This is a genomic window from Pseudomonas sp. P4_D7, from assembly GCF_056401755.1.
Genome location: NZ_JBFUIR010000080.1, coordinates 1 through 10,621, shown reverse-complemented (window position 1 = coordinate 10,621; position 10,621 = coordinate 1). Strand labels below are relative to the sequence as shown.

Below are 10,621 nucleotides of genomic sequence, written 5' to 3'. Positions count from 1 at the left end.
GGGAACGATCACCCACAAAAAAACCGCATCGCTGCGGTTTTTTTGTGCCTGCGTGAAGTCGCTTAAACGAACAGCGACAGCAGCAGGATAAAGCCCAACGCAACGATGGACAGGATGGTTTCCATTGCCGTCCAGGTCTTGAACGTCTCGGCCACGGTCATGTTGAAGTACTGCTTCACCAGCCAGAAACCGGCGTCGTTCACGTGGGACAGGATCAGCGAACCGGCGCCGGTGGCCAGCACCAGCAGCTCACGGTTAACGCCCGGAATCATCCCCACCACCGGCACGACAATGCCCGCGCCCGTGATGGTCGCCACAGTTGCCGAACCGGTCGCGATACGAATCACCGCTGCCACCAGCCACGCCAGCAGGATCGGCGAGATCTGTGCGCTGACCGCCATGTGGCCGATCACGTCGCCCACGCCGCTGGTCACCAGCATCTGCTTGAAACCACCGCCAGCACCGATGATCAGGATGATCGCGGCGGTTGGCGCCAGGCTCGCGTCGAGCCACTTGAGCATCTGTTGGGAACCGATGCCCTGCTTGTGCCCGAAGGTGTACAGCGACAGCAGCAACGCCAGCAGCAGCGCCGAGATCGGGTGACCGATCATGTCCATCCAGGTGCGGAAGAAGTGGCCGTCCGGCAGCGCCACGTCAGCGAAGGTTTTCAGCAGCATCAGGAACACCGGCAGCAGCACGGTGATCAGGGTGATGGTGAAGCTCGGCAGCTTGGCCGAGTCGTCGTTTTCGCGGGCCAGTTGATCGACCAGTTCCTGATTCGGGTGACCCGGAATGTGCTTGGCGATAAACGTACCGAAGATCGGACCGGCAATGATCGCGGTCGGCAGCGCAACGATCAGACCGTAAAGAATGGTCTTGCCGATGTCAGCGCCGAACACGCCGATGGCCAGCAGCGGCCCCGGGTGCGGCGGCACCAGACCGTGCACGGCGGACAGACCGGCGAGCAGCGGGATACCGATCTTGATGATCGACACGCCGGTGCGGCGCGCAACGATGAACACCAACGGAATCAGCAGCACGAAGCCGATTTCGAAGAACAGCGGGATGCCGACAAGGAATGCGGCGAACATCATCGCCCACTGGACTTTGTCTTTGCCGAACGCCCGGATCAGGGTCTGGGCGATCTGATCCGCCCCGCCCGACTCGGCCATCATTTTGCCGAGCATGGTGCCCAGCGCAAGGATGATGCCGACGAAACCGAGCACGCCACCGAAGCCGTCCTGGAACGCTTTGATGATGGTGCCGATCGGCATGCCCGACGTCAGGCCGAGGAACGCGGCCGCGATGGTCAGGGAAATGAACGGGTGAATCTTGAATTTGGTGATCAGGATAATCAGGCCGATTACCGTGACCACTGCATCGAGCAGCAGGTAGGCGTCGTGGGACATGCCAAACATTGGGGGTGTCTCCTGGATTGTTGTTGTTATTAAAGCGGGTTAAACAGAAGTCGGAAGGACAGCGCTATCTCTTTCAACACACTCATACCGCCTGTTTCAGACCGTGGGCCTGCCACCAGACGTGAGCCTGGGACGCCAGTTCTTCAACACTGTGGATCGAAGCATTCAACGCCAACGTCAACGGCTCACCCTTCGGCGATTCGAGGGTGGCGAACTGACTTTCGATCAACGTCGCGGGCATGAAGTGGCCCGGACGGTGGGACACACGTTCAGCGGCAACTTCAGGGGTCAATTCAAGAAACACGAAACCCAGGCCCGGCAAGGCGCTGCGCAACACTTCGCGATAACTGTGTTTAAGGGCCGAGCAGGTCAGCACCGGGCGTTTGCCCAGCGCGTCAACGCGACGCAGTTCATCGCACAGGCTGTCGAGCCAGCCGGCACGGTCGTCGTCGTTCAGGGGGATCCCCGCGCTCATCTTTTCGATGTTCGCGGCCGGATGGAAAGTATCGCCTTCAATGGCAGTGGCGCCGCTCAATTGGCACAGGGCCTCGCTGACGCACGTCTTGCCGCAACCGGCAACGCCCATGATGACCAGGGCGGTGATGGGATGACTCATATAACACCTCAGCGCGCAGACAGCGCTACCTTTGCTAGCTATGACTCTAGTGCACAGGCAGAAGTTGCCGACGCCTTCTTGTCGTTTTTTTGGGTTGCAGCAGGTTTGTTCCCAACGCCAAAAAGCGAAGATCAGGCAGGACCTCGCTTACGCATTTACAGCTGCATCAGGACAGCGCTACCTTAGTGCCTTGATTTTTGTTTGGCAAGCCGCCCGATGACCTCCCCTAAAAACGATAAAAACACTCGCACCACCGGCCGTCCCACCCTGAATGAAGTTGCTCGCTTGGCCGGTGTCAGCCCGATTACTGCCTCCCGGGCCTTGCGCGGTGTCAGCACCGTGGCCACTGACCTTGTGGAAAAAGTCCAGAAAGCCGCGCTCGAACTCAACTACGTGGTCAACCCTGCCGCCCGCGCATTGGCCTCGGCGCAGAGCCATTCGGTGGTGGTTCTGGTGCCTTCGTTATCCAACTTGCTGTTCATCGATACGCTGGAAGCCATTCATCGGGTGCTCACGCCCAAAGGCTTCGAAGTGCTGATCGGCAACTTCCACTATTCACGCGATGAAGAAGAAAACCTGCTGCGCAACTACATGGCCTATCAGCCGCGTGGATTTTTGCTGACTGGGTTTGATCGCACGGAAAGTTCGCGACGGATGATCGAGGCGAGCAACATTCCCTGCGTGTACATGATGGAACTGGACAGCGCTGCCGGAGTGAATTGCGTAGGGTTCTCGCAACTGAGTGCCGGTGAAACGGCGGCCGAACATTTGCTTTCGCGTGGGCGCAAGCGTCTGGCTTACATCGGTGCGCAACTTGATCAGCGCACCTTGTTGCGCGGTGAAGGCTTTCGCAAAGCGTTGCAAAAGGCCGGGCGTTACGACCCGGATCTGGAAGTACTGACGCCTCGTTCTTCATCGGTGGGCTTGGGTGGGGAGTTGTTTTTGCAATTGCTCGCGGCGCATCCGGACGTTGATGCGATCTTCTTCGGTAACGATGACCTGGCGCAGGGGGCGTTGCTGGAGGCGCTGCGCAACGGCATCAAGATTCCCGACCAGGTAGCGATTCTCGGTTTCAACGACTTGCCGATGTCCGAACACATGGTGCCGCGCCTGAGCAGCATCAACACCCCGCGTGAAGCGATTGGCCGGCGCGCGGCGGAGCAGATGCTGACGTTGATGGCCGGTAACAGCGTGGCGCGTCCGGTGGAAGACATGGGCTTTGAACTGAAGATTCGCGAAAGCACCTGACTTCCCACAGATTCAAGGTTGAAACACAATCCCTGTGGGAGCGAGCCTGCTCGCGAAAGCGCGGTGTCAGATAAGCATGTGCCGACTGACACGACGCTTTCGCGAGCAGGCTCGCTCCCACATTGGATCTCCACAGTCGCTAGTGGCTGAGCAGATCAACCAGAGCCAGTGCGCCCTTTTGTAAGGGCTGGCTCTTGAGCCATACCGCATGCACCGGCATCACCAGACCATTTTCGATGTTGCGGAAATTCAGCCGTTTCAGTCGCCCGGACTCAATCCACGACTGCACCACCGACAGCGGGAAATTACCCCAACCCAATCCTGCCTCGACCATTTCCATGGCCGTCTCGAGATTGTCCGTGCGCCAATACGACTCCGCCACCAACGGCCGTGTTTCGCTGATTGGCAAGTCACGACTGGCGACGATGATTTGCCGTACATGCACCAGATCCTCGAGAAACAGATCCTGCCCCTGCAACAACGGACTGTCCGCCGCCAGGGTGGCGATCATCCGTTCGCTGCCGACAAACTGAAAACGCTCCAGCACATTCATGCTCAATCCGGCGAACGCCAGGCACAGGCTGACGCGGCCGCTGTGCAGCATCGCCAATACGTCGTCCTGCGGCGCGGTCAGCACTTCGATATCGAGCAGCGGATGCCGCTCGGCGATCAGCTTGATCGCCGCCAGCAAACGGCGCCGGTCGATGTCCGCGACCACGCCGATCGACAGCTTGCTCTCCAGCCCCAGCGACAGTTCCACCGCGTGTACTTGCAGTTGCTTGAGCTGCTCGGCGATCAGCCGCGCGTGTGGCACCAGCGACAGCGCCATTGCCGTGGGTTGTGGTTCGCGATGGCTGCGGTCGAACAGCAGATAACCGAGTTCCGCCTCAAGGTTGCCGATGCCCATACTTACGGCCGACGGGACTTTGCCCAGCGCACGCGCCGCCGCCGAAAACGAGCCGCGTTCGATTACGGCAAGAAACAGCTCGATGCTGTCACTGTTGAAATTCACTTTGCACACCTATCAACAAAACTGAAAGCTACTGACTTTTTCTGTCAGCTCTATTGAAGCTATCTTTTGCCGCCTTCGCCAGTCCCGCTGGCCAACAAACGGCAAGAAAGAGGCAACTCCCCATGCAAGGCGTCAAACGCAAACTGGTCTATGTGTCGCTCTATGAAGTGATCGGCATGACCTTCTCCGCCCTCGGTCTGGCGTTGTTGTCCGGCACTTCACCGGGCAGTACCGGGCCACTGGCGGTGRTCATCACCACCATCGCCGTGACCTGGAACTTCATTTACACCTCGTTGTTCGAGCACTGGGAAAGCCGCCAGCAATCGCGCACGCGCACAGTGAAACGCCGTATCGCTCACGCGGTGGGCTTTCAACTGACGCTGATCGTGTTTCTGATTCCGTTGATCGCGTGGTGGATGAACATCAGTCTGGTGCAGGCGTTTCTATTGGATCTGGCGCTGATCATTTTCATCCCCTGCTACACGTTTGCCTTCAACTGGCTGTTTGACCGGATTTTCGGGCTGCCAGCCTCGGCGCTACCGGATTCGGCGGCTGCGGCATAAATCGTTAATTCGTAAGCAGATATTGCGAGAATTCAGCGGTTTATCTGTTTAATCCGCCGATATTCACAATCCGTGAACTCCGATAGCAGGCTAAGCTTTTCCATCAATAAAAAATGGACCAGCCCATGACTGCACACGCCCCCGCCACCGCGCAAAGCGACGGCATCGACCCGATCCGCGCCGCTCAGGTGTCCGCCCGCATCGATCGCCTTCCGGCGGTCGCGACGATCTGGCGGCTGGTGGCGCTGCTGTCGATCGGTGGATTTTTCGAACTCTACGACCTGTTCCAGACCGCTTACATCAGCCCCGGGCTGATCCGCGACGGAATCTTTGCCACTGGCAATCAGGGCGTGTTCGGTTTCTCTGATCAAGCGGCGTTTGCCTCGGCAACGTTTCTCGGCCTGTTCCTCGGCGCCAGTCTGCTCAGCCCATTGGCGGATCGTTTCGGCCGCCGTGCGATCTTCACCTTCGCGCTGGTCTGGTACACGGTGGCGACGGTGTTGATGGGGATTCAGAGTTCGGCGCTGGGTATCATCTGCATGCGCTTTCTGGTTGGCATCGGCCTGGGCATCGAGCTGGTCACCATTGATGCCTACCTTTCTGAACTGGTGCCGAAACGCATGCGCAGCTCAGCCTTTGCCTTCGCGTTTTTCGTGCAGTTCCTGTCGGTGCCGGCGGTGGCATTGATGTCGTGGTGGCTGGTGCCGCAAGCGCCGTTCGGGGTCTCCGGCTGGCGCTGGGTGGTGCTGGCCAGCGCGGTGTTTGCGCTGTTTATCTGGTGGCTGCGCAAACGGCTGCCGGAATCGCCGCGCTGGCTCGCGCAGCATGGCCGCTTTGAGGAAGCCAACCGGATTCTCGACCACATTGAAACCCGTTGCCAGAAGGACTACGGCAAACCGCTGGACGCCCCCGAAGCCGTGCCCGTCGACGTCGAAGGCAAGGGCCGTTTTGCCGATATCTGGCAGCCGCCGTATCGTCGCCGCGCGTTGATGCTGATCGTCTTCCACATCTTCCAGGCAATCGGTTTCTTCGGTTTCGGCAACTGGCTGCCGGCGCTGCTGTCCGGCCAAGGCGTCAGCGTCACCCACAGTTTGATGTACGCCTTCATCATCACCCTCGCCTACCCGCTCGGGCCGCTGCTGTTCGTGAAGTTCGCCAACCGCTTCGAAAACAAATGGCAGATCGTCGGCTCGGCCCTCGGCGCGATGACCTTCGGCACCTTGTTCGCCCTGCAGACCAGCGCATTCGGGCTGATCTTCTGCGGGGTGATGATCACCTTCTGCAATGCCTGGCTGAGTTTCAGCTATCACTCGTACCAGAGCGAACTGTTCCCGACCAACATCCGCGCGCGCGCCGTGGGTTTCTGTTATTCGTTCAGTCGCTTGTCGACAGTGTTCAGCAGCTTGTTGATCGGCTTGTTTCTCGACAATTTCGGTACGCCGGGGGTATTGGCGTTTATCGTCAGCAGCATGCTGATCGTGATGCTGACCATCGGCTGGTTCGGCCCGCGCACGCGCAATCTGGCGCTGGAGAACATCGCTCATCGCTGATGGGACAACGGTCATCCTCTGCCACTTATCGGCAAGGGATGACCGCCACGAATACCTGACTGATGATCAAGCTGTTGAAATAAAAGGATTTATTCAAAAGGCACGGTAATTGCTCCGATACGCGAGTCAGCAATTACCTACAGGTCTACACGTCATGTTGATCAGTGCCAAACAACAGCAAATCATTCACCTGCCCAAAGCGTTGAATGACGATGCGACGTCCATCGCCGCAGCCGGTCTGCAAGGTGGTCTGCACGGCGCAATGCTGCAAACCCTGCAAAACCAGCCCCAGGCGCAAACCGCCGAAGCCACTGCCAAGGTGCAGGACTCGGCCACACAGATCGCCACCCAGCAAGTCAGCGAAGCCACACGCATCAGCGATAACGTCGACGAAGCGTTCGCCAAGACCCGCGTGAACCTGCAATCGACCGACGCCACCACAGCCTCGGCGGCATCCGCCACTGACGAGTTCAAGGACTACATGAGCAAGACGCCGGAACAGCGTCTGCGCGACAGTATCCTGCAGTCCATGGGGCTGACCGAAGACGACATCAAAGCCATGCCGCCGGAGAAACAACTGGCCATCGGCAAAGAGATCGCCGAGCGCTTGCAGGACAAAATGAAGTTGGCGCAGGCGGAAAAAGACAACGATGTGAAGGACAGCGACAAGCAGGCGGGCAAGTTTCTCGCTGCGCTCTAAGTTTCATAACATTGAAAGAAGGCCCCACGAGGGCCTTTTTTTCCGTTTGAGGCTTTGCGCCTTTCATCGGTTAACCGGTAATCAGCCCCTTTACCTGTAATTTCTGACAGTAGACAGCGGATTCTGCTTGCCGAAGTATGACCTCGAGCGCGTCCTAGCGTCGACGTGCTCCCACCTACTATCGACAAGGAAGAAAGTCATGACCAATAAAATGAAAAATGCAGCTATCAACGCCAGCGGACACTTTGCCCTATACGTGAATGAGAACGGCAATGGCGAAGTGCTGGTTGCTACCAGCCGGCTCGTAATGGATTTAAGTTCTGACCATTCATACATAGCCGGGTGGGCGAGTGAAGTCCTCACCGCTCAGGGGATTGATATCTATATCGCTAAAAAAATCGAGGCAAACAAGACTTACGCCTTCGAAAAAGGAGCCGTCGGTGGCAACTACAACCCGAAAAACTTTCAGGGTGCTTCCTGGGATTCAATTTCTGAGGGCGGTTCGGTCACAATCGATGAAGTAGATTTGGTTAATGGCACCGTAAAGGGCAGTTTCAAGTTCACCGCCAGATCGCTGGACAACAGCCAATTCGCAGACGTCCGTGGAAACTTCAATTTGCGAAAATAGGTCGTCTGTCTTCTTGATGCCTACAGGTAACAGCCCCTCATTTCGAAGGGCTGTTATTTGGCATCTTCAATTCAACTGCAACGTCTCATTGAACTGACTGATAGCATCCACCACATGCCGCGATCCCTGCTGAATCTCCAGAATTACCTCCCCCGCTTCATTCGCCAGCTCCACACCTAGCCCGGTGCGGCTCAGGCTCGACTGCATACTCGACACCGCACTCAGCGACAGGTCATGGTTCTTGCGCACTACCTCGACAATTTCCAAGGTAGCCTGACTGGTTCGCGCCGCCAGGCTGCGCACTTCATCCGCAACCACGGCAAACCCGCGTCCATGTTCACCGGCTCGCGCCGCTTCGATGGCGGCATTGAGCGCCAGCAAGTTGGTCTGGTCGGCAATGCCGCGAATGGTCTGGACGATGGTGCCGATGATGTCCGATTGCTTGCTCACCGCATCGATACTCGCCGCCGCTTCGTTGAGGTCGCGGGAGATGTCCTGAATGATCTGCACGGTTTGCTGCACGACCTGTGAGCCTTTTTGCGCGCAGGCGTCGTTTTGTACCGAGGTGCTGTGGGCCGATTCAGCAGCGTTCTGCAACGTGGTCATCTGATGGGTGATGTCGCTGGCGAACTTGACCACTTTGTACAAGCGGCCTTTGGCATCGAATAACGGGTTGTACGAGGCTTCGAGATAAACCATCTGCCCCGACTTGTTCTTGCGCTCGAAACGGTGCGAGTGATATTCGCCGCGGTTGAGCGAGGCCCAGAATGCCTTGTACTGCGAGGACTCGGCTTCGGCGCGATGGCAGAACAGGCTGTGATGATGGCCGACGATTTCGTTGAGCGAGTACTGCATGGTCTTGAGGAAGTTGTCGTTGGCGGCGATGACATTGCCTTCCGGAGTGAACTCGATCACCGCCATGGAGCGGCTGATCGCTGCCAGCATGCTTTCTTCTTCATGTTCTTTATTAACCCGAGCGGTGATGTCGGCGGCCACTTTGATCACGCTCTGGACCTGTTTGTCCGGGCCATACACCGGCATGTAACTGGCTTCGAGCCAGACTTCCCTGCCGGCCTTGTTCAAGCGCAGGAAAGTGCCGCTGATCGGCTCACCGCGCGCCAGGTCACGCCACAATTTGGCGTACTCCTCGCTGCGATAGAAAGCCTCTTCACAAAACACCCGGTGATGTTTGCCACGCACTTCATCGGCGCTGTAGCCCATGGTCTTGCAGAAGTTTTCATTGGCATCCAGAACGATGCCGTCAGGGCTGAACTCGATCATTGCCATTGAACGGCTGATCGCGGCCAACTTCGCATTGGCCTCGGTCAGGGCGCAGCTGAAGCGCTCGATTTCCTGCAGGTCAGCCTTGTGATGTAGGTTGAACATGGTTGTATCACCTTCCGCGCGGACTTTTGATTTGATGAAAGTTCAGTTCTTTCACGATCCACCACTACGTTCCACAGAACAGGCACACGCATTCCTCCACGGGAGGAAGTTGTCAGGTGATAAATGATGATCAATCGGAGCGACCATGCAGCGACGCTCTAATCAAGACATCCTTCTCTTGATAGCCCGCACGCGGGCCAGCCCTAACGCGTTGAAGAACTTCCATGTAAGCGACGCTCCTTGTTGGTTCAGTGTCGGTGCCTTGGGTTGCGCACTCTGGCAGCATGAATTCACGGACTAACCCTGCATTTCAGCCATTTTTGACATGACGGTCGACATAGTTAGTTACGGGAAGCATAGCCAGTGCAAAGACCTGCGCAAGGCCACTAGTCGGCCAGTATCTGGCACTTTTTGCACAAGAATCGGTTCAGCGCGGGGAGAAATGCTGCCGGAGCGGACGCTTTCGCGAGCAAGCTCGCTCCCACATTGGAATGCGTTTCTCCTGTGGGAGCGAGCTTGCTCGCGAAGGCAAAGGTTGCAGCACTACAAAAACAACAGCGGAATCAGCACCAAGGTGCTCAAGGCACGGCCCAGCCAGTGACTATTGAGAACAATGGCAAACCAACCGCCATAGACGCCAATCAGCAACAGCCAGGTCGGCCACTCGGTACGGGCGGTGAAACGTTGGCGCAGGGTTTCGATCTGCTGACGATGGACGGCGTCGAAGTAATGGGGCATGGCGTTGCTCGGAACGGGGATCGTCCCCTTCTGTGCAACGACGCAGTGCAATCTTGCAGATTATTTTCGGATGCAGGCAGGAGCCCGAGAACCGGGCTCCCGAAAGGCGTGATCAGTGACCGAAGATGTCGACTTTCTTGGCTTTCTTCTCCGCGCGTTTTTCAATCGCGGTCTTGGCCGGTTTCTTCTTCGCGGCTTTCTTTGAATCCATACCTTTGGACATGATGCGTACTCCACTCACAGGGGATGTGAGGTCAGGTATACACCTATCCAGAGCCGTGCGTTCTTTTATAATCGGCGCTTTTCACGCCGACAGTCCGATCCCATGCCCGACACCCAATACAGCCTGCTCGACGAGTCGTTATGGCCGTTGATGAACAAGTTTTACCGCAGCCACCAGTCCTCGATGAAAGCGGTTCGCGAGGCACAGTTATGGGTGGCGCGGCGCGGAGAGATTGTGGGCGCGTTGTGCTTGCGGCCAGTGTCCGGCGGGCATTGGTTGACCGGGTTGTTCGTTGATCCGGGGTGTCGTGAACAGGGCGTTGCCGCAAAGCTGATTGCAGCGGCGGTGCAGGATGTGAGCGAGCCGGTGTGGCTGTTCTGTCATCCGGATTTGCGCGAGTTTTATCAGCGACGCGGGTTCACGTTCGACCCGGCCCTGCCCCAGGCGATGGCGGAGCGCTTGAGCCGGTATGCGCGGAGCAAGCCGATGATTGCGATGGAGCTGGCCCCCTCCGCCTAACAAAACCCTGTAGGAGTGAG

9 protein-coding genes and 3 pseudogenes are annotated in these 10,621 nt (G+C 57.7%); 6 read left to right on the top strand and 6 right to left on the bottom strand.

The annotated features are described in order from the left end of the window. Window positions 1-62: 62 nt before the first annotated feature. The gene (locus AC1DVF_RS27630) at window positions 63-1,418 is read right to left on the bottom strand and encodes a GntP family permease (protein WP_099756982.1); all 1,356 of its coding nucleotides are present in this window, start codon (window positions 1,416-1,418) and stop codon (window positions 63-65) included. An 82-nt stretch (window positions 1,419-1,500) separates the two neighbouring features. Continuing rightward, complete coding sequence (locus AC1DVF_RS27625) at window positions 1,501-2,034, bottom strand: gluconokinase (protein ID WP_095048167.1); 534 nt, start codon at window positions 2,032-2,034, stop codon at window positions 1,501-1,503. Window positions 2,035-2,250: 216 nt separating this feature from the next. On the opposite strand from AC1DVF_RS27625, the gene gntR reads away from it, so the two are divergent. Then, the gene (gene gntR / locus AC1DVF_RS27620; protein WP_116255057.1) at window positions 2,251-3,282 is read left to right on the top strand and encodes an HTH-type transcriptional regulator GntR; all 1,032 of its coding nucleotides are present in this window, start codon (window positions 2,251-2,253) and stop codon (window positions 3,280-3,282) included. Between the two features lie 139 nt (window positions 3,283-3,421). Here gntR and AC1DVF_RS27615 read toward each other — a convergent pair whose 3' ends face one another. Beyond that, window positions 3,422-4,294 carry a LysR family transcriptional regulator gene (locus AC1DVF_RS27615; RefSeq protein WP_093430447.1) on the bottom strand — a complete coding sequence of 291 codons (873 nt, stop codon included), beginning with the start codon at window positions 4,292-4,294 and terminating at the stop codon, window positions 3,422-3,424. Window positions 4,295-4,416: 122 nt separating this feature from the next. Between AC1DVF_RS27615 and AC1DVF_RS27610 the strand changes: the two genes are divergently transcribed. The 4 genes from AC1DVF_RS27610 to AC1DVF_RS27595 all read left to right on the top strand — a co-directional run bounded on the left by AC1DVF_RS27610 (window position 4,417) and on the right by AC1DVF_RS27595 (window position 7,735). Continuing rightward, on the top strand, window positions 4,417-4,857 hold the full coding sequence (locus tag AC1DVF_RS27610; protein ID WP_477783475.1) for a PACE efflux transporter: 441 nt from the start codon (window positions 4,417-4,419) through the stop codon (window positions 4,855-4,857). A 125-nt stretch (window positions 4,858-4,982) separates the two neighbouring features. Beyond that, window positions 4,983-6,407 carry an MFS transporter gene (locus tag AC1DVF_RS27605; RefSeq protein ID WP_186625336.1) on the top strand — a complete coding sequence of 475 codons (1,425 nt, stop codon included), beginning with the start codon at window positions 4,983-4,985 and terminating at the stop codon, window positions 6,405-6,407. A gap of 154 nt (window positions 6,408-6,561) precedes the next feature. Then, a complete protein-coding gene (locus tag AC1DVF_RS27600) occupies window positions 6,562-7,107 on the top strand; it encodes a hypothetical protein (protein WP_460091989.1) in 546 nt (181 codons plus the stop codon). A 199-nt stretch (window positions 7,108-7,306) separates the two neighbouring features. Next, entirely contained in the window at window positions 7,307-7,735 is a 429-nt protein-coding gene (locus AC1DVF_RS27595) for a hypothetical protein (protein ID WP_460091991.1), read from the top strand. 66 nt (window positions 7,736-7,801) lie between these two features. Here the strand turns inward: AC1DVF_RS27595 and AC1DVF_RS27590 are convergent. The 3 pseudogenes from AC1DVF_RS27590 to AC1DVF_RS27580 form a co-directional block, all read right to left on the bottom strand. Further along, window positions 7,802-8,227: pseudogene (locus tag AC1DVF_RS27590) on the bottom strand (methyl-accepting chemotaxis protein); the annotation flags it as partial. A gap of 117 nt (window positions 8,228-8,344) precedes the next feature. After that, window positions 8,345-9,121 (bottom strand): annotated as a pseudogene (locus AC1DVF_RS27585) (PAS domain-containing protein); the annotation flags it as partial. Window positions 9,122-9,667: 546 nt separating this feature from the next. Continuing rightward, a pseudogene (locus AC1DVF_RS27580) lies at window positions 9,668-9,859 on the bottom strand (fatty acid desaturase); the annotation flags it as partial. A gap of 325 nt (window positions 9,860-10,184) precedes the next feature. Between AC1DVF_RS27580 and AC1DVF_RS27575 the strand changes: the two are divergent. Next, a complete protein-coding gene (locus AC1DVF_RS27575; protein WP_477783474.1) occupies window positions 10,185-10,601 on the top strand; it encodes a GNAT family N-acetyltransferase in 417 nt (138 codons plus the stop codon). Window positions 10,602-10,621 lie beyond the last annotated feature (20 nt).